Genomic DNA, 19,071 nt, shown 5'->3' with positions numbered 1-19,071 from the left:
GTCCTTTTTGCTGTCCGGCAGAAGACATATGGGCATTTGGGAAGAGATATCTGTAAACGGACCGACTCCAGGGAAGCCAAAGCTCAGGTTAGATAATGACAACAGCAGAGTCTGTAATGAATAACCGGGCGCCGCAAACCCAGCAGCAGCAAGGCTTCACACAGTGGTACTAAGATGACTATAGACGGCAATTCACAGGCTCCTCTATATTGGTGGCAGAGCAAGCAGCTGCTGCCTGAACCTGCTGGACCGGAGAGGATTTTCTCTAGCCAGCTGCAAAATGAATACGCTTTCCATTAGATGTATACCGTTCTATTGAACCATTACCATCCTGAGGAGGCATGATTAATGAGATTCCCGACTAGCATCAAATCTGCAATGATCTGGCCGGTCTGTGCCATTCTGTTGATTGCACTGCTGACCGGCGGAGCCAGTGCGAAGGCGGAGACATCGTCTGGAGCTGCCGTTTCCACTCCGTTGACGGCGGAGGAAATGGCCGGTCTTATGGGCAGGGGAACCAATCTGGGCAACACGTTTGAAGGGAACTGGAACAGCCAGAGTTACGATGATGTGAAGGCGGCCGTGGACGCTTTTATTGCGGCGGGGTACACCAACATCCGGATTCCGGTCAACTGGGGCGGACGGGGTGATAAATATGCTTCGACTGCGGATGAAGCGGGGCATTTCTCCTTCAGCGCTCCGAATGTGGCGACAGTGAAGCGTCTGGTGGACTATGTCCTGAAGGATGTGAACGTTCAGCGGGCTTGCGCAGGCAAGCCGCCTGTCATTCTGATTGTGAATGCACATCACGAGGAATGGGCAATGAACGCGGTGCAGGGCGAGCCTGCCTTCGAAACGAACATGCAGCGGCTGGAGACCATCTGGACAGGAATCGCAGAGCTGTTCAAGGATGAACCGGACACGCTGGTGTTCGAATTGTTCAATGAACCGCATCTGAGCCTGAATACGGGGGCAGCTGCCAAAGCGAGCGTCATTGAGCTCAACAAGCGGGCGTATGCGGCGATCCGCGGTTATACCTTCGGCGGCATGCAGCCGCATGCCAAGCGGATTGTGATCTTCGGCGGGTACAACTACAACAGCGGCTGGGGGCTGTACGATACGTACCGCAATCCGCAGGACCTGCCGGGCGGGGGGACGGACCGCTATATTATGGGGACTTATCACTCGTATTTTCAGAATCTGGCGGATCATCTGAAGCGTGTGGACGATGTGAAGCGGGAATTCGCCGATGTGCATGACATTCCGGTGTATCTGGGCGAATTCGGGTACGAGCACCGGGGAGTCATTACGGACACACTTCTGGATTCGTACCGTCAAATCGCGAACAAGGCTATTGCTGGACAGTTTGCTTTCTCCGTATGGGATGACAATGGCTGGTATCAAATTTATAACCGGGCAACCGGGCAATTCAATGCACTGAAGGATCAGGTTCTAGATAAGCACTAAAGAAATAAACAAAAAGCAAAAGAAGCGGAGGGGAAATTTGGAACTGTAGGAGCGGTAGCGACCGCCTTTGTCACCGGATTTCTACCGCTAACAGCGGTTCAAAATTAAGAAATCTGGAGACAACAGCGGCCGGAAGTCCAAATGTTCACCGCAGTGACGATGAAGCTTCAAATTCAAATCTTAAGTGCACTTATATAAACAAAAATAACTGATCCAAGGGTGCCGGAAATGGGGAAGGAACATGGGAAATCCATTAGCGGCTTCGAAGCCGTCAATGTCTGCTGTATTCCGCAGGCAGAAGCTGAAGCGTCTGGCCCGCAACCGCTGGCTGTATATCATGCTGCTGCCGGGACTGCTGTATTTTATCACTTTTAAATATGTACCGATGTATGGGATCCTGCTGGCCTTCAAGAACTATCAGCCCTTCCTGGGGTTTGTCGACAGCGAATGGGTGGGGATGAAGCATTTTGACCGCTTTTTCGGGGACCCGCTGTTCTGGAAGCTGCTGAAGAATACGTTCGTGCTGGCGGCCTACAATATTCTGTTCTTTTTTCCGCTGCCGATTGTGCTGGCACTGATGCTGAATGAATTAAGATCGCAGACGTACAAGAAGACAATTCAGACCCTGGTCTATATCCCCCACTTCATGTCCTGGGTGGTTATCGTCTCCATTGCCTACCTGTTCTTCACAACCGAGGGAGGGCTGGTCAATGAAGCGATTGCCTCTGTGGGCGGCGAGAAAATCCAGTTCCTGCTTAGTCCCGGCTGGTTCCGGACCTTCATCACCGGTGAAGTTATGTGGAAGGAAACGGGCTGGGGAACGATCATCTTCCTGGCCGCGCTGGCGGGTGTAGACACGCAGCTCTACGAGGCTGCCAAAATAGACGGAGCCGGGCGGATGCGCCAGCTATGGCATATTACACTTCCGGCGATCCGCTCGACCATTGTGATTCTGCTGATCCTGCGGCTGGGCAATTTCCTCGATACGGGGTTTGAACAGATTTTCCTGATGCTGAATCCGCTCAACCGGGAGGTTGGCGAAGTCTTCGATACCTATGTGTATACCACGGGGATCTCGCAGGGAGAGTACAGCTACAGTACTGCGGTCGGACTGTTCAAGTCAGTTGTCGGGCTGGTGCTGGTCTTCGGCTCCAACTTCCTGGCCAAACGGTTCGGTGAGGAAGGAATTCTCTAGGAAAAACAGCGAAAGGAGGTAGAATTGTGGTAAAAGAAACATCATGGCCGAGCCGCCTGTTTGATCTGTTCAATATCATCGTGCTGGCAGTCATTGCGCTCATTACTATTGTTCCGTTCATTTATGTGGTTGCCGGTTCATTCGCAACGCAGCGGGAGCTGCTTGAAAAGGGGTTTATTCTCTTCCCTACAGAGTTTTCACTGGAGGCGTACAACTATATCTTCTCCACCAATACGCTGATGCGAAGCCTGGGAGTAACCATCTTCATCACAGTCGCAGGTACGCTGATCAACATTACACTGACCTGCCTGATGGCCTATCCGTTATCCCGCAGGGATATGGATTTCCGCTCTCCGATCCAGCTCATGGTCATCTTCACGATGCTGTTCAGCGGCGGGATGATCCCCACCTTCCTGGTGGTCAAAGAGCTGGGGATGCTGGATACGTACTGGTCGCTGCTGCTGCCGGGTGCCATCAGTGCCTTTAACCTGATTATTGTCCGCAGCTTCTTCCAGCAGCTTCCGCCGGATCTGGAGGAATCGGCCAAAATCGACGGTGCCAGCGATCCCGGCATTCTGGTGCGGATTGTCATACCTTTGTCCCTGCCGGTGCTGGCTACGTTCTCGCTGTTCTATGCCGTAGGCCACTGGAACACTTACTTCAGCTCCATTCTCTATATTAACGATTCAACCAAGTGGCCGATTCAGGTGCTGCTGCGGCAGATTGTAATGCTGTCCCAGGGCGGAAGTCTGGGAGATACGTCTTCGCTGGAGAGTAACTTTATCCCACCGGACCAGGCTGTCAAAATGGCGGTCATCGTAGTCTCCACGATTCCGATTCTGATCGTATACCCGTTCCTGCAGAAGCATTTCGCCAAAGGCGCTTTGCTGGGATCGGTGAAGGGCTGAGGTCTGAAGGTTCATGAAGGGCAGGAGTGCGGAGGGGGAGTTTGAAGCCGCCGGTGAGCTGGACAATAACAATACACGTTACCGGTCAGTCGCTGTGATACTGGCAGCACAGAAATTCAGTACACTTCGGAAATTTAGTACGCTTGATGCGTACCGGCTGATTTGAGTCCTCTTAGGAGGCAGCGTAGAGAGAAATGTTGTACGTTATACAACTTTGATTCACAGATAGCCAGGTGTTTGGGACGATTGTTGTACGAAATACAATAATATTCCGGCTAAGCCGCTTGGAAAAGGTGAAATCCTGTATTTTGTACAACAATTTTGGATTTTGACCGATTTGGTGAGGGAAATGTTGTATTATGTGCAAGATTTCCGGAGAGTTACCGGATCGCTACGGAAGCCTCATCAGTCTGCGGATTCCCACCGCGAACAGCGCTACAATTCAAGGAGTCTGCAGACGGGCAGCGGCCGGAGGGCCAAACATTCCCCGTAGTCACGGCCCTGCACTTGAAATTGCTATCACACACCCAAATAAGGAGAACTTGAGAAAATAATAAAAGGCAGTAGTGCGGAGGGGAAGTTTGGAACTGTAGGAGCGGTAGCGTCCGCCTTTAGCTTTGGATTTCAACCGCAGCCAGCGGTAAAAAATCAGGAAATCCATACCTAACAGCGGCCGGAAGTCCAAACATTCCCCGCAGCCGCGACCAAGCCGAGTATTCCATTTCTCAAGTTCGACGCATTACACCACCCACCTCATATTAAGGAAGGAACATCAATCATGAAAACAACCAAAGGGGCAAAAGGCTTTAAAAGTCTGGCGCTGACGACATTCTCGGCAGCTCTGGTGCTGGGTGCATTAGCCGGCTGCGGCAGTAACAGCAATAAAGAAGAGAATGCCGTTCAAGGCGCAGACGGAACCGCATCACCTGCCGGGCCTTACAAAATGTCCATGATGCTGACCAGCTACAATCCGGAGCCGATGGACCCGGAAGGTGAAATCTACAAACAGCTGGAGGAACGGACGAATACTGATCTCAAAATCACCTGGGTCCCTTCGACCACCTATTCGGATAAACTCAGCGCCACCATCGCATCGGGCGAGCTGCCCAGCACCGTGCTTGTGCTCGACCAGAAGCTGCCCTACATTGTCAATTCGGTACGCTCCGGCATGTTCTGGGAGCTGGGTCCTTACCTGAAGGATTATCCCAACTTAAGCCGGATGAACGAAGTAGCCTTGAATGCTATTTCCATTGACGGAAAAGTGTACGGGATCTACCGCGAACGGGATCTGGCACGTGACGGCCTGATGCTGCGCAAGGACTGGCTGGAGAATCTCGGGCTGCAGGAGCCAAAGACGGTGGATGATTTCTATAAAGTGCTGCAGGCATTCGTGAAGGAGGATCCGGATCAGAACGGCAAAGCCGATACGATCGGTCTGGCCGAGCAGCAGGTGGCAGCGGGCTGGCGGGCTATGCTGACCTGGATGGGCGGTCCGGCGGACTGGGAGATCAAGGACGGGAAGGCGAGTCCGGCTCATCTGTCCCCTGCCTTTTTGGAAACGATGAAATTCTACAAAAAGCTGTATGATGAGAAGCTCATCAACCTGGATTTCGCTGTGGTGAAAGACGGCAAGCAGATGATTAACGCAGGCAAAGCAGGCTCGTGGATTGCGAATCTGAATGATGCCAACGGCATTGAAGAGAGTGTGAAGAAGGTTACGCCAGCCGGTACGATTACGATGGTCAACGCGCTGGAAGGTCCGGAAGGACTCCGCAGTCCCGGCGGTTCAGGCTCATACGGCATCTTCATGATTCCCAAGACTTCGGTGAAGACAGAGGAAGATCTCAAGGCCGTTCTGAACTTTTTTGACAAAGTGTCGGATGAGGATATGCAGAATATGCTGGTCAACGGGCTGGAAGGACGCCAGTTCACCCTGGATAACGGGAATTATGTCAAGACCACCGACTCCAAGCTGCTGGCTGAATACGGCATGGGCAATTCCTCCCAGCTGGCTGTCCTAAGGGATAAAGTGGTGACCTATGGTAATTCGCTGGTGCATTTACGTGATGAGATGTGGAAAAAGAATGCGGAAATCGCTGTGGTCAACCCGGTTCAGCCATTCATTTCCGATACCTACAGCGAACGGGGCTCGGAGCTTAGCAAAATAATTGATGATGCCCGGGTCCGCTTTATCATGGGGGATATGGACGAGAACGGGTGGAATCAGGCTGTCGCGAAATGGGAGCAGGACGGCGGCGCGAAGGTGATTGAAGAATATACGGCGGCCTACAACCAAGCGAATGCGCAATAAACGTGCCTGAGAATCCCCATATGCTAGAATAAAAGCAACATACGATTGCGGGGGTAGTGAGTCATGCGAATACGGATATCCAGCTATTTATTGAAACTAATCATTCTTACCTTGGTGATCGGTGCTTTTCCGGTGCTGATCTTAGGGTGGTATTCCTATCACTACTCCTCACAGTCGGTGCTTCAGCAGGTTGAAGAACGCAACTCCCAGGTACTCCGGCAGAGCCAGCTGCGGGTGGAGCAGACGCTTAAGATGATTGATTTCTCCACCACGCAGCTTCTGGGGCTGCCGACAGTGACCAATGCAATTGCGACTAACCTCGGCATTAAAGATATGGATATGATCCATGAATTGTATAAAAATCTCTCCTCAATCCAGACGTTTGAGCTGGGGATTAAGGATGTCTATTTGTTCAGTCTGGAACAGGACTGGCTGATTACCAATTCCGGTATGGATGCTTACAGCCAGCCGGGTCTGAAGGAGAAGCTGCGGCCGTTCGCCGGAATGCCTAACGGATCGGTGTGGATCAGCGGCAATTCAGCCAGCATCCAGGGGGCCGACGGCATGGTTGAACTGAACCACGCCGTCATTAATATCAAGAAATGGCCGATTAATTCGAGCAGACCCCGGGGTATGATCGCGGTGGTGCTGTCCTCCCAGCAGCTGAACGATCTGATCGCCAATGAGCCGGGCATGGGCAGCGTATTCATACTGGATGAGGATGGCCGGGCGATTAGCCATTCCAACCCTTCGCTGCTGGATAAGGATCTGTCAGCTGAAGCTTACATCGCTGCAATCCGGGACAAGGAAGATACAGCCGGAGTATTCAACGGCATAGCCGATGAGAGCAAGGCCTCCATCTCTTACCGGAAGTCAGCTTATAACGGCTGGACGTACGTATCGGTCGTTCCTACCCAGGCGGTTACCCGTCAGGCTACTGCCATTGGCAGGACCTCGATCCTGATCAGTCTCTGTGTGCTTGCTGCCACAGTGTTTACAGCTTTGATCGGCTCGCGCCGGATGTATAGTCCCGTGCGGCATATCTACTCGTCCTTGCTGCCTGATAAGGAGCAGAGACCCCGAAAGGATGAGTTCATCGCCATCTCCGACCGGATACAGGGCATTCTCTCGGATCAGACCAAGCTGCAGTTTGAGCTTGAAGGACAGCAGCAGCAGCTGGCGGAGTTTCTGGTCCGCAAAATGATGCTGGGTGAAGCGCGATCCCAGGGTATTCAGGAGCGGCTCATGGACTATGGTTACGGGCACACCAGCCAGTGGACAGTTATGCGGGTGCTGCTTGTACAGGTTGACCGGCTTGACAGCAGCCGGTTTACAGAGCAGGACCGGGATCTGCTGCTGTTTGCCATCAGCAATATCGCGCTGGAGGTGGTCCCGGAAGGAGACCGCCTTCCGCCGATTGTCATCCGGGAGTCCGTGGTGATCCTGACTGGCACAAGTACGCAGTCCGAAGAAGCCTTCAAGGAATCCGTGTATGCCAGGGCTGCTGAAGTACAGGCTTCCGTGAAGCGTTATCTTGAGCTGCAGACCAGCATCGGCATTAGCCGCTCCTGTACAGCCTGGCCTGAAGTGGGCCGGGGGTATGAAGAAGGGGAGAATGCGCTGAAGTACCGGGCCCGTCTCGGGGAAGAGGTCATTCTGTTCATTGAAGATGTGCAGCCGGCAAGCCGTAAGGAAATTATCTATCCTAAGAAAATTGCCGATGAGCTGTGCGAAGCGATTAAATCACATGACAGCGGCCGGGCAGAAGAACGCCTGTCCCAGGTGATGAATGCGCTGGCCAGCGAGGAATCCGATCATCAGGAATATCAGATGTCGCTGGTCCGGCTGCTGATGGATCTGATCCGGCTGCTGCAGGACGCAGGCATCTCCCACCATCTGCTGAGGGCAGGGGAGGATTCCCTGTTCGAGGAGCTGCTTGGCATGCATAGTCCCGGTGATATAGAAGCCTGGTTCGGGAAGGTCATTGTTTGTCCGGCTATCGGGCTGCTGAAAGAGCGGCAGGAGACGCAGTTCAACAGTATCTCGGAAGAGGTGAAGCAGCTGATTGCTGAAGCCTTCGACACAGATCTGACGCTGGAGAAATGCTCGGCCAGGCTGAATTATCATCCGCAGTATATCAGCCGTGTGTTCCGTCAGGAGACCGGGACCAGCTTCACCGATTATCTGGCGCAATACCGGCTTACCGTGGCCAAAAGATGGCTAAAGGATACCGATCTGACGATCACCGAGATCGCAATGAAACTGAAATACAATAATCCGGCGAACTTCATCCGTTATTTCCGCAAGATGGAAGGGATTACTCCGGGCCAGTACCGGACCAACCTGGTGGAATAGCAGCTTGTGTTGTGTAGGGCAGGGCAGCAGGAGCTTAAGGAGAACAGGAAAGGTGTGTAATTCATTTGAACAAAAGCGGTGCTTACGGGTATTTCCGGAATCAGGGGAGAGATTATGTCATTACCACTCCCCGGACACCGGCAAGATGGTTCAACTATTTGTTTAACGACACTTATTATATGGAGGTATCCCAGACGGGGCAGGGGGACAGTATTGCATTTCAGCCCCATAACCGGACGATCAGCAGAGGCTTCCGCTACTTTTATCTGAAGGATCAGGAAACGGGGAAAGCCTGGTCGCCGTTCTATCAGCCGCTGAAGACAGAGCCGGAGGCGTATGAGTGTATTCATAGCCTGGGGAGTACCGAGATCCGCTCCGTATCCCAGGAGATAACATCCTCTATTCATGTCTTTGTACCACGCACGGGCCAGCAGGAGATTTGGACAGTAACGCTCACGAATACGGGCGTTAAGCCGAGGAGCTTATCGCTGTTCACGGCGTTCTCACTGGAGAACGGGGGCGTGATGGGCAGCAAATGCCGGTTCGATCAGGAATCGCAAATCCTGTCCTCCTATTCCTTCCCTTATCATGTCACGTATGAACAGAAGGCCGGATGCGATGACCATACCAACGTGGTGTACGTGTACTCAGATTATCCGGCGGATTCCTATGACTGCAGCCAGCGTGCATTCTTCGGGGGCGACGATATGTACGAGCTTCCGGCAGCCGTGCAGAAGGGGCACTGTTCGGGCCGGCAGGCAGAGGCGGAGAATCCGCTTGGAGCCCTCCAGCAGATCATGACTCTTCAGCCGGGTGAACAGGCAGTGCGTCATTTTGTAGCGGGCTGCGCCTCTTCCCTGGAAGAGATCCGCAGCAGCAAGGCGGAGCTGGCCGTCAAGGGATATGCTGTTCTGCTTCAGGAAGCTGAGGACTACTGGGAAGGAATCACCGGCATGTTCCGGGTGGAGACACCGGATGCGGATGTGAATGCATTCATGAATATCTGGCTCAAAAAACAGATCGTCATGCAGACCCGCACGAACCGCATGTCCAGCTATTGCCCGGTCCGCAATCAGCTTCAGGATGCCCTCGGCTATGCGCTGGTTGATCCTGCCGGGGCGGCAGAGTATATGATCTCTGTGCTTCAGGGCCAGGAGAGCAGCGGCTTCATCCAGCAGTGGATTATGACCGACGGCTCCCCGCCCAAGAATCTGTGCCTGCTGAAGCATACGGACGGCCCGGTCTGGCTGGTTATCTGCATGACGGCACTGCTGAACCAGTGCGGAGATCCGGAGCTGCTGCTGCGGCAGGTGGGCTTCAAGGGATCTTCTGATAGCGCTACCATCTATCGGCACCTGCTGCTGGCGGTGAATTATATGGCCGGTGAGACCGGAGCGCATGGACTGTGCCTGATGGGTGACGGGGACTGGAATGACCCGATTAACGGACCGGGGCGGCTGGGCCGCGGGGAATCAGCCTGGAATACGATGGCGCTGGTCTATGCCATTCAGGCGTTGCTCCCCTTCTGCGGGCGGCTTGGCGATAAGGAGAATACAGAGCATCTGAATACTCTCGCCGGGCAGCTGGCGGATGCCGTTAACCGCACCTGCTGGGATGGAGGCTGGTATGTGGCCGGATTCGATGATGACGGTATACCGTTCGGAACCGCGCAGGATGAAGAGGGCAAGCTGTTCCTGAACACCCAGACCTGGGCGATCATGAGCGGTATTGCCCGCGGGGAGCGGCTTGCGAAATGCCTAGCTGCGATTGACAGCTTAGATACACCGTTCGGACCCCGGCTGCTGGAGCCGCCGTTCAGCGGCTGGAATCCCAAATGGGGCCGGATCAGCCTTAAGCTGGCGGGCACTACCGAGAATGGCTCCGTCTATTGCCACGCGTCCATGTTCAAAGCGTTCGCCGACTGCATCGTAGGCCGGGGAAGCGAAGCCTGGCAGACGATCAGCCGGACGCTGCCGACGAACCCGGGCAATCCGCCCGGGCAGAACGGGCAGGTGCCGATTTTTGTGCCGAATTATTATTTCGGCCTGGCGGATTCCCCGAACTACGGCAAGTCCAGCCATCATGTCTCTACCGGAACGGTAGGCTGGATGCTCTGGACTACGCTTGAATATGCGCTCGGGATCAGAGCTACGGCTATTGGACTGGTTATCGACCCCTGCATTCCAGCGGAATGGCCGGAGTATACAGTGGAGCGGAAATACCGGTCCGCCTCGTACCGGATTCATGTGCTTAATCCCGCCCGGATTAGCCGGGGAACGGTGAAGGTAACGGTTGACGGAGAGGACTGGATGGATGCCGTGCTTCCTTATGAAGCAGGAAGAGAGTATCGGGTTACTGTTCGGCTTGAGCAGTGACGCCTGTTCTAGCATGGGCATGAGTCTGAGCATAAGTGAAAGTCAGAGATAATATATAGAAGATCGGAGTGGACAAACCATGCTGTTTCCAAAGGATACATTGACGCGCGAAATCAAGGATCTGTCCGGCATTTGGCGCTTTAAGGCAGATCCCGGCAACCGGGGGCGGGAAGAGAAGTGGCATAATCAGCCGCTTCAGGATACCATTCCTATGCCGGTTCCGGCCAGCTACAACGATATCACCCAGGATGCGGCGCTGCGCGACCACATCGGTGACGTGTGGTATGAGCAGACCTTCATCGTCCCCCGTTCCTGGTCCGGCGACCGGATGATGCTCTGGGTCGGCAGTGCCTGCCATCATGCGGTTGTCTGGGTCAACGGAGTGGAGGTGGCCTCCCACAAAGGAGGCTTCCTGCCTTTTGAAGCGGATATTACAGGGATTGCAGTGCCCGGGCGGGAGAACCGCGTAACGATCGTGGTCAACAATGTGCTTAACTGGCAGACACTGCCGCCGGGACGGATCAAGACCTTCGAGGATGAGAAGCATCCTGAGGGTTACCGGGTGCAGGAATATTTTCATGATTTCTTCAACTATGCGGGATTACACCGGCCTGTGAAGCTGTACCGGACTTCCGGATTGTTCATTCAGGATATCACGGTAACTACTGATGTGCAGGGGGAGTCAGGGCTTGTCAGATATTCGATGGATTGCTCGCAGCCGGAAGGAGAGGTAAGGGTCAGGCTGCTGGACGAGGACGGCAAGGAAGCTGCCGCCGGGAAGGGAAGCTCAGGCATCTTGCAGGTGGAGAGCGCCAGACTGTGGAAGCCGCTGGACGCGTATCTCTATACACTTCACGTAGAGCTCCTTCATCCTGACGGACAACTTGCTGACCATTATCAGCTCCAGACTGGCATACGCACGGTTAAGGTGGAAGGGACCCGGTTCCTGATCAACGGTGAGCCGTTCTATTTCAAGGGCTTCGGGAAGCATGAGGATAGTGATATCAGGGGCAAGGGGCTGGATCACGCGGTCAATGTGAAGGACTTCAATCTGCTCAAGTGGATTAATGCCAATTCCTTCCGCACCTCCCACTATCCGTATGCCGAAGAGCTGCTGGAGCTGGCAGACCGTGAAGGCATCGTGGTGATCGGCGAGGTGCCGGCTGTAGGCTACACTTTCTTCAATTATAACGACAAGGTGTATACACCGGATCAGGCTAATGAGGAGACGCTGGCTCATCATCATGATGTTCTCCGCGATCTGATTGCCCGCGACAAGAACCATCCATCCGTAGTCATGTGGAGTCTTGCCAACGAAGCGGCCACCTTCCAGGACGAAGCGGTGCCGTATTTCCGCCAGCTGGCTGATACCGCCCGCAGGCTGGACCCGCAGCGTCCGATTACGATTGTCCAATGGCCGCTGCCGGATAAGTGCAAGGTGGCGCAGTTTTTTGACGTCATCTGTGTGAACCGTTACTACTCCTGGTACCAGGACCCGGGTGCCCTGGAGCTGGTGGAGCATCAGGTGGAATGGGAGCTGATGAACTGGTACCGGAATTTCGGCAAGCCGGTCATCATGACCGAATATGGCGCCGATGCCATCGCCGGATTTCATCAGGACCCTCCGGTGATGTTCACCGAGGAGTATCAGGAAGAGCTGCTCACCCGTTACCACAATGTGTTTGACCGGCTGAATTTCGTGATCGGGGAGCATGTCTGGGCTTTTGCCGATTTTGCCACCAAGCAGGGCATCACTAGAATTAACGGCAACAAAAAAGGCGTGTTCACCCGCCAGCGCCAGCCCAAAGCCGCCGCCCGTATGCTGCGCAGCCGCTGGGGGGAGATGGGGGGATATCCGGAGAAGCTGTAGGACTTATCTCAGCGGCTCGCCATGGCTGATATGCCAGTGCAGATGCTTCGAATCCTGATAGTCTCCAAGGTTCGTGCTCACTCTGCAAGCCCCATACTCCCCGGTTACCTGGGCGGCCACCTGCTTAATTACTCCGATAAGCTCAAGCAGCAGGTCATTATCACTGTCTTGAAGAGTTATAAGCGAGGAGATATGCCGCTTAGGGATAGCCACAATGTGGACAGGATAAAAGGGCCGGGTGTGGTGGTAGGCTAGCACATTGTCCGTTTCGAGTACTTTTTGCACAACTGTTTTGCCGCTTAATACTTCGTCACAGTAGAAATCTTCAGTCATATGTATCCTCCTTGGCAATGAGTGTCCTCTTGTATTTTACTGGAAATCTCTTAGAATTATATGTATGAAATCATAGCACTTGCTGAGAGCCGGTTCATTACTATTTTGCCAAAAGGAGATTGTTCATGAAGCTGCTGCTGGAGGATTACGAGGTTATACGGCGATGGATGTACCGCAATGCCCGCCCGCTGGACCTGGCGAGATGGAAGTTTCACTTTGAAAAAGGCGGAATACCGCCTGTGCTGGAAGCATTATCAGCCTATCAGAATGAAGACGGGGGCTTCGGACATGCCCTGGAAGCCGATGCGTGGAATCCGGATTCTACACCTGTCATGGCGGGAACGGCTGTGGAGAGACTGCTGGAATTGGAATTTGAAAATGGCGGCCATCCGGTGGTGCAGGGCATTCTGAAGTATCTGGACAGCGGTGCGGACATGGAAGACCGGACCTGGAGGAATGTGGTAGCCTCTAACAATGATTACCCGCATGCTCCTTGGTGGCACACGGATTCGAACAGTACCGCACGGAGTATCTATAATCCGACAGCCATATTGGCCGGATTCATCCTGAAGTATGCTGTCAGGAACAGTGCACTGTATGAACGGGGGATGGGCATCGCCCGTGAATTGACTGATTTATTCCTGCAAGATCCCGCGCTTGAGATGCATCCGCTGAGATGTGTTGCCACGCTGCTGGAATGCATCGCCTGGGCGGAGCTGCAGGAGCAGTTCCCCTACGTTTCCTTGAAGGAAGCGGTCAAGGTGCAGACCATTCAGCTCATCAGCCGCGATGAGGGGCAATGGAACGGATACAGCTGCAGACCGTCCTTTTTCCTGAAGTCGCCGCAAAGTCCGGGTTATGCAGAGCTTGCCGGGCTGATGCACCAGGAGCTGGATCATATCGTGGAGACCAGAAATCCCGAAGGGGTCTGGAACCTGACCTGGACCTGGGCCGGTTATGAGCGGGAGTTTGCCATCAGCGAGAACTGGTGGAAGGCACATATTGTTATAGAGAATATGCTGCTGCTGCGGGAGTTTGGACGGATAGCTGAGCATTAAGGGACCGAAAGAGCAGCTGATCCTGACGAAACTTCCGGAGGCTTTTTCCGCTTAAACAGCGGAGAGGACGGACTGATGGTGAAAAAGCGGAGCGTTCGCCTATGTGCTCACGTTGATCCTGCTTAAAAACAGAGGGCTGTCCCGAGCATCCGTTTTATGGATTATGGGACAGCCTCTTTGGTATGTGCAGCCTTCCCAATGAATCAGGAGCTGCTGCCGGCCGTGCGGAACTCCTGCTGATAAATGGTCTGGACGTTCTTCAGAATAGAGCTGCTGTGCTCTGTGAAATTAAGCGGGGTCACCTGATTCTTGATCAGGAACACACCGGGCTTGCGGCTGTGCTCGCCGAGTGCGGCCTGATATAACAAGCCAGCTCCATGAGTGGGTTCCGGGAAGAACATACGGATAACCGGTCTCAGCCAAAAAGGAATTCCGGATTTCTTGCCCCCGCGGATCGTATTGTTGCCGCCTGGATCGGCACTGCGGATCAGGATGCCTTCCGCCGCAAGCGCCGGGGCAATCTCGCTGGTCCACAAGGATAGGGCAAGCTTGGTGTCCGCATAAGGACCGGTCAGCTTTTGAAACTTGGCAGGATGCTCCAGGGCGGCCGGGTCGAATTTGCGCTTCATCATAAAAGCGTTGGAAGAGGTATTAATCACTGTGCGCAGTGTGCCTTTCAGGATCAGCGGCTTCAGCTCCATCGTGAGGATATACGGAACAACCGTCTGCAGCTCATAGTGCAGCTCACGTCCCTGCCTGGAGAAGCTTAACTCCGGGAAGCTGCCGCCGGCATTATTGAACAGCAGATCAATCTGCTTTTCATGGCTTGTAATATCCTGCAAGGCACGCTTCAACTGGGCGAAATCGGAGAGGTCTGCCTTGTACGTCCGCAGCTGTCTGCTGCTGAGCGCCTCACGGATAAGGGAATCGTCCTCTGGAAAAGCTGAACGGATGAGCGCGATAATCTCCCAGCCTTCGCCCAGCATTCTGCGGGTCAAGGCGAGTCCGATTCCATTATTCGCGCCGGTGATCAGCGCAGTGCGTTGTGCTTGTTGTATAGTCATAATAAGGGCTCCTTTGGAAATGTAATGGTGAATGGTGCCCATTGTATAACTTGGAGCCGACTCCAAGTCAAGGCCGGAAATTAACGATTGACTTGGAGCTGACTCCAAGTTATACAATAGAATGAACTGAAGACCATACAATTCAAATGAGGTGGGCCTATGAGTCTGGCTGATGCTAATATCATTCAGGGATATTCGATCAAAGAAACAGCCGAGCGGACCGGGATCCCGGAAGATACCATCCGGTATTACGAGAAGATCGGACTGCTGCCCCGGGCGCAGCGCAAGGGAAACAGCCACCGCATCTACAGCGATCAGGATCTGGAGATGATGAAGCTGATCAGTTGCCTTAAGAAGACGGGGATGTCGCTGGACGATATGCGGCCATATCTCAACCTGTCTCTTGATTCAGACCTGTCCGAATATCCGGAGCTGCATGAGATGATCCTGAATCATAAACAGAAGATCCTGGAACAGATCGCTTCGCTGCAGCAGATTGTGGATTTTATTGACACTAAGATTGAGCACGGCAATCTTGGACCGCAGACATGTGAGCTGACCGGCGATACCCGCAAAATGCCTGAACGCCGCAAACGCTGACCTTATTACCGCACAGCCTCATTCCAAATCACTTTGGAGTGGGGCTTTTTGCTAATATTACGCAGGCATGCAGCTGTTTCACGTGATAACTCACCTATCAGGAAATAATACAATGGAACAATGTGTATAACTCCTATGAAGCGGCTAAAGCGCCGGGAACAGCAGCATTAGTATGGACTTGCTAAGTCGGCAGCAGGAAATAGGTGGATTTTCAACACTTGCTCATGACCGGAAGAGCCCTTACCAGACAACAGTTGGAAAACCGGCACTTAAAATGCGGCAAATCGTTCAGCGTGGAGGGAATGCATGAGATTAAATGACGTTTATCCACTTACTTGCCTCAGATGGTCCAAAAGATCGAAATTAAGATACGTTTTTCCAATTGCTAATTTTGCAGCCCTGTGACTGACATTTTATATAACTGCTATTTATGTATCTGCAATTAACATAGGGATCAGCGGAGTTTGGTCATTGCCGGATTCCAGATTCTTCCTTAGAATGAAAAGAATTAGAACAGGAGGAATTCATCATGTCACAGATCATCTATTCACCGTCAAAATATATTCAGGGCAGCGGGGAGATTACGAGACTGGGGGTGTATTGCCTGCAGATGGGGGCGAGAGGAGCCTATGCCATTGTAGATCCCTATATTCTCTCCTTATACGGACAAGAGATCAGCAAGGGCTTCGCGTCGGAGCAGATTCCGCTGCTGCTGCGTGAATTTAAGGGCGAGTGCAGTCTAGTACAGGTGGACCAGATTGTGGCGGAGCTGGGTAGCAGCGGTGTGGATGTCATCGTGGGTATTGGCGGGGGCAAGACACTGGATACGGCAAAAGCCGTCAGTCATTTCGCCGGGCTCCCGGTGATGCTTGTGCCGACCGTAGCGTCAACAGATGCGCCTTGCAGCGCCCTGTCGGTCCTCTACAGCGAATCGGGCGAATTCGACCGGTATCTGCCGCTGCGCCGCAGTCCGGATATCGTGGTCGCGGATGTGGAGATTATCGCCAAAGCTCCGGTAAGACTGCTTGCTGCCGGAATGGGCGATGCCTTGTCGACGTATTACGAAGCAAGAGCCTGCAGCAGATCCGGAGCAGTTACCAGCGCAGGAGGGACAGGCACTCTCGCGGCCCTGGCACTGGCCCGTACATGTCTGGATACGCTGCTCGCCGACGGCGCGCAGGCGCTGCAGGATGCAGCTGACGGACGCGCGACAGCTGCAGTTGAACATATTGTCGAAGCCAATATATATCTCAGCGGCATCGGCTTTGAGAGCGGCGGACTGGCAGCGGCCCATGCCATTCATAACGGGCTGACGCTGCTTGAGGAATGCCGGACCGTGCTTCACGGGGAGAAAGTGGCGTTCACCACACTGGTGCAGCTGATCCTTGAAGGAGCAGCGGAAGCCGAGATTACCGGGGCGGTGGATTTCTGCCGGGGGGCAGGTCTGCCTGTTACGCTGGCGGAGCTAAGGTTAGCGGGTGTTGCACAGGACCGGCTGCTCTATGCCGCCGAGGCGAGCTGCAGCGAGGGCAGTCCGATGGCCAACATGCCGTTTGCCGTGACACCGCAGCAGGTGCTGGAGGCGATTCTTGAAGCCGACCGACGCGGGGCAAAGGTTTCTTAAAGGATAATTTATATGTTTTGGGGAGTTAGTTTAAGCCTTGTTAATTATTGCGTAACTTCAGCGTACATATTTATCCTCCGTGAGCCAAACAATGAGAACAATTGTTGAATCACGAAGGAGGTGTTCCATTTTGGAGAAAAGCAAGCACAGCGTAAAGCACATCATTCTCTATCCCTTGGCCGCCGTAGTTGTTCTGATGACCACGCTGATTCCGTCAGCGCCTCAGTCCGTATCTGCCGCATCCCAACCTGGTGGGCACTCTGCCCATAACCTTGAAGCTGCAGTCTCCACGCTCCGTCCGGTAACTGATACGCATGCAGACAGCAGCGGAAACAGCGGTTCAGTTGACCGGCAGGCGGAGAATAAGAAGTTGCCCAACCGTGTGGCTATCATTGTCGATGATTTCGGCAACAACATGCGGGGCACGGAGGAGATGTTCAAGCTGCCGGTCAAGATTACTGTTGCGGTGATGCCATTCCTGCCCTCGAGCGAGCAGGATGCACGCCGTGCACATGAGCTCGGCTTCGATGTACTGGTACATCTGCCCATGGAGCCGCGCCAGGGTAAGCCGGAATGGCTTGGACCAGGAGCGGTGCTGACCAGGATGAGCGATGCAGAAGTCCGCCAGCGGGTGGAGGCAGCGCTTGAGAATGTACCTTATGCGATCGGCATTAACAACCATATGGGCTCCAAGGTGACCGGTGACGAGCGGGTGATGGGTATTGTGCTCGCGGTCTGCAAGGAGCGCGGCCTTTTCTTCGTAGACAGCCATACCAATTATCGTTCCGTTGCCGGGAGAATGGCCCGGGAGCTGGGGCTCCCGCCAGTGGAGAACCACATTTTCCTGGACGACGTGCATTCTGCCGGCCATGTGGCTAAGCAGATGAAGCTGGTCCAGGAGCGGGCCCTGAGCCAGAGATACTGCGTGACGATTGGCCATGTCGGCATTCAAGGCAAAGAAACCGCAGCGGGCATCCGCAGCGGCATTGCCGGAATGAAGGACAGCGTTAAGTTTATCGGAATCTCCGAGCTTGTCCGGGAAGAGTGGAAATGGAATTCGCAGGTCACACTTCCATAAGGTACGCGGCAATTCCATTGGCAACCGCCTCGGCAATCTCTTCCTGACCTTTCGGGGTACACAGCTTCTCGCGGTCCGCCGGACTGCTTACAAATCCCGCCTCGACGATAACCGTTGTGGCGGTTATTTTGTTGAGCAGGTAGAAGGGTTTGCCTTGTCTGGGGTCATTCTTCATTCCATACAGCCCGTTCAGCTGATCCTGAATCAATCTGGCCAGCAGGAAGCTGCGCCCTTCCTGGCGGTACAAGACAAGCGGACCATGCTTGGAGGGTGACTTTGCCCAATTGATATGAATGCTGACCACGACATTCGCCGGCAGCGTTTCGGCCAGTTCCTTGCGCTGGGCCAGATCACGCAGGTGCCGGGATTTACTGCGCAGCCAGAGATTCTCATCGCTCGGCGCATAATCGCCGGTCCGGTTCAATATGGCATCGAAGCCGTCACTGCGCAGCAGGAGAAACAGCCGGCGTGAGATCGCCAGGGTAATATCCTTCTCCAGGATGGTGCCGTGTGAGGTTCCGCCGTCAATCCCTCCGTGTCCGGCATCAATCAGAATGATCCGCTGGTCATGACCGAGCATATGCTGGCGGTCTGACGGGTTGTCGGTTAAGTGGTTTACTCCCGGTGTGGCGGCCAGGATGGTCCCTGCATGTCCAGCTGTCAGCAGAGTCAGCACCGCTATCGAAGCCAGTATCCTCCGCAGCCTTCGCCCTAGCCGGAAATGTTGCCCAGGACGGCAGGCCCCTCCTGCATGATCTTCTTGTAAATGTTCCGAAATTCTCAAGTGAATAACCTCCCTGCCGGAATCATCATCAGTATCTTAGGTGGAATCT

The 19,071-nt window shown here is 53.9% G+C and carries 15 protein-coding genes; 12 read left to right on the top strand and 3 right to left on the bottom strand.

From position 1 onward, the window contains the following. Positions 1-348 precede the first annotated feature (348 nt). The 8 genes from NSU14_RS18980 (at position 349) to uidA (ending at position 12,481) form a co-directional block, all read left to right on the top strand. Positions 349-1,467, top strand: coding sequence for a glycoside hydrolase family 5 protein (locus NSU14_RS18980; protein WP_340946789.1), 1,119 nt, complete (start codon positions 349-351; stop codon positions 1,465-1,467). Positions 1,468-1,741: 274 nt separating this feature from the next. Further along, the gene (locus NSU14_RS18975) at positions 1,742-2,662 is read left to right on the top strand and encodes an ABC transporter permease (protein ID WP_269323272.1); all 921 of its coding nucleotides are present in this window, start codon (positions 1,742-1,744) and stop codon (positions 2,660-2,662) included. 26 nt (positions 2,663-2,688) lie between these two features. Then, a complete protein-coding gene (locus tag NSU14_RS18970) occupies positions 2,689-3,570 on the top strand; it encodes a carbohydrate ABC transporter permease (protein ID WP_042135835.1) in 882 nt (293 codons plus the stop codon). A gap of 13 nt (positions 3,571-3,583) precedes the next feature. Next, positions 3,584-3,736, top strand: coding sequence for a hypothetical protein (locus NSU14_RS18965; RefSeq protein ID WP_156118595.1), 153 nt, complete (start codon positions 3,584-3,586; stop codon positions 3,734-3,736). Positions 3,737-4,348: 612 nt separating this feature from the next. Next, positions 4,349-5,881, top strand: coding sequence for an extracellular solute-binding protein (locus NSU14_RS18960; protein WP_340946786.1), 1,533 nt, complete (start codon positions 4,349-4,351; stop codon positions 5,879-5,881). Positions 5,882-5,971: 90 nt separating this feature from the next. Then, positions 5,972-8,236: an AraC family transcriptional regulator gene (locus NSU14_RS18955; RefSeq protein WP_340946784.1), complete on the top strand. Its 2,265-nt coding sequence runs from the start codon at positions 5,972-5,974 to the stop codon at positions 8,234-8,236. Between the two features lie 65 nt (positions 8,237-8,301). After that, the gene (locus NSU14_RS18950) at positions 8,302-10,611 is read left to right on the top strand and encodes a 3-O-beta-D-glucopyranosyl-beta-D-glucuronide phosphorylase (protein WP_340946782.1); all 2,310 of its coding nucleotides are present in this window, start codon (positions 8,302-8,304) and stop codon (positions 10,609-10,611) included. Positions 10,612-10,690: 79 nt separating this feature from the next. Next, positions 10,691-12,481 carry a beta-glucuronidase gene (gene uidA / locus NSU14_RS18945; protein ID WP_340946780.1) on the top strand — a complete coding sequence of 597 codons (1,791 nt, stop codon included), beginning with the start codon at positions 10,691-10,693 and terminating at the stop codon, positions 12,479-12,481. A gap of 3 nt (positions 12,482-12,484) precedes the next feature. Here uidA and NSU14_RS18940 read toward each other — a convergent pair whose 3' ends face one another. Further along, positions 12,485-12,814, bottom strand: a complete 330-nt coding sequence (locus NSU14_RS18940) for an HIT domain-containing protein (RefSeq protein WP_042135845.1) — start codon at positions 12,812-12,814, stop codon at positions 12,485-12,487. Between the two features lie 125 nt (positions 12,815-12,939). Here NSU14_RS18940 and NSU14_RS18935 point away from each other — a divergent pair, with 125 nt between their 5' ends. Beyond that, positions 12,940-13,872 carry a hypothetical protein gene (locus tag NSU14_RS18935; RefSeq protein WP_052421792.1) on the top strand — a complete coding sequence of 311 codons (933 nt, stop codon included), beginning with the start codon at positions 12,940-12,942 and terminating at the stop codon, positions 13,870-13,872. A 203-nt stretch (positions 13,873-14,075) separates the two neighbouring features. Here NSU14_RS18935 and NSU14_RS18930 read toward each other — a convergent pair whose 3' ends face one another. After that, positions 14,076-14,936 carry an SDR family NAD(P)-dependent oxidoreductase gene (locus NSU14_RS18930; RefSeq protein WP_042135847.1) on the bottom strand — a complete coding sequence of 287 codons (861 nt, stop codon included), beginning with the start codon at positions 14,934-14,936 and terminating at the stop codon, positions 14,076-14,078. Positions 14,937-15,095: 159 nt separating this feature from the next. Here NSU14_RS18930 and NSU14_RS18925 point away from each other — a divergent pair, with 159 nt between their 5' ends. The 3 genes from NSU14_RS18925 (at position 15,096) to NSU14_RS18915 (ending at position 18,238) form a co-directional block, all read left to right on the top strand. Next, positions 15,096-15,536, top strand: coding sequence for a MerR family transcriptional regulator (locus tag NSU14_RS18925; protein WP_042135848.1), 441 nt, complete (start codon positions 15,096-15,098; stop codon positions 15,534-15,536). A 529-nt stretch (positions 15,537-16,065) separates the two neighbouring features. Beyond that, on the top strand, positions 16,066-17,160 hold the full coding sequence (locus NSU14_RS18920) for a glycerol dehydrogenase (protein ID WP_076244301.1): 1,095 nt from the start codon (positions 16,066-16,068) through the stop codon (positions 17,158-17,160). Between the two features lie 130 nt (positions 17,161-17,290). Then, positions 17,291-18,238 carry a divergent polysaccharide deacetylase family protein gene (locus tag NSU14_RS18915; protein WP_340946776.1) on the top strand — a complete coding sequence of 316 codons (948 nt, stop codon included), beginning with the start codon at positions 17,291-17,293 and terminating at the stop codon, positions 18,236-18,238. Here the strand turns inward: NSU14_RS18915 and NSU14_RS18910 are convergent. After that, on the bottom strand, positions 18,225-19,022 hold the full coding sequence (locus NSU14_RS18910; protein ID WP_340946775.1) for an N-acetylmuramoyl-L-alanine amidase family protein: 798 nt from the start codon (positions 19,020-19,022) through the stop codon (positions 18,225-18,227). The two genes, NSU14_RS18915 and NSU14_RS18910, sit on opposite strands and share 14 nt — an antisense overlap. Positions 19,023-19,071 lie beyond the last annotated feature (49 nt).

The organism is Paenibacillus sp. FSL R10-2771, from assembly GCF_038000205.1.
GTDB lineage: Bacteria > Bacillota > Bacilli > Paenibacillales > Paenibacillaceae > Paenibacillus_AQ > Paenibacillus_AQ phytohabitans.
This window is presented reverse-complemented; position numbering and strand designations above follow the sequence as displayed.

What these genes read in the sequence shown, in the direction of transcription:
- NSU14_RS18965 (WP_156118595.1), top strand. Translation starts at nt 3,584, where the DNA reads ATGAAGGGCAGGAGTGCGGAGGGGGAGTTTGAAGCCGCCGGTGAGCTG.
- NSU14_RS18980 (WP_340946789.1), top strand. Translation starts at nt 349, where the DNA reads ATGAGATTCCCGACTAGCATCAAATCTGCAATGATCTGGCCGGTCTGT.
- NSU14_RS18975 (WP_269323272.1), top strand. Translation starts at nt 1,742, where the DNA reads ATGTCTGCTGTATTCCGCAGGCAGAAGCTGAAGCGTCTGGCCCGCAAC.
- NSU14_RS18925 (WP_042135848.1), top strand. Translation starts at nt 15,096, where the DNA reads ATGAGTCTGGCTGATGCTAATATCATTCAGGGATATTCGATCAAAGAA.
- NSU14_RS18935 (WP_052421792.1), top strand. Translation starts at nt 12,940, where the DNA reads ATGAAGCTGCTGCTGGAGGATTACGAGGTTATACGGCGATGGATGTAC.
- uidA (WP_340946780.1), top strand. Translation starts at nt 10,691, where the DNA reads ATGCTGTTTCCAAAGGATACATTGACGCGCGAAATCAAGGATCTGTCC.
- NSU14_RS18930 (WP_042135847.1), bottom strand. Translation starts at nt 14,936, where the DNA reads ATGACTATACAACAAGCACAACGCACTGCGCTGATCACCGGCGCGAAT.
- NSU14_RS18940 (WP_042135845.1), bottom strand. Translation starts at nt 12,814, where the DNA reads ATGACTGAAGATTTCTACTGTGACGAAGTATTAAGCGGCAAAACAGTT.
- NSU14_RS18960 (WP_340946786.1), top strand. Translation starts at nt 4,349, where the DNA reads ATGAAAACAACCAAAGGGGCAAAAGGCTTTAAAAGTCTGGCGCTGACG.
- NSU14_RS18920 (WP_076244301.1), top strand. Translation starts at nt 16,066, where the DNA reads ATGTCACAGATCATCTATTCACCGTCAAAATATATTCAGGGCAGCGGG.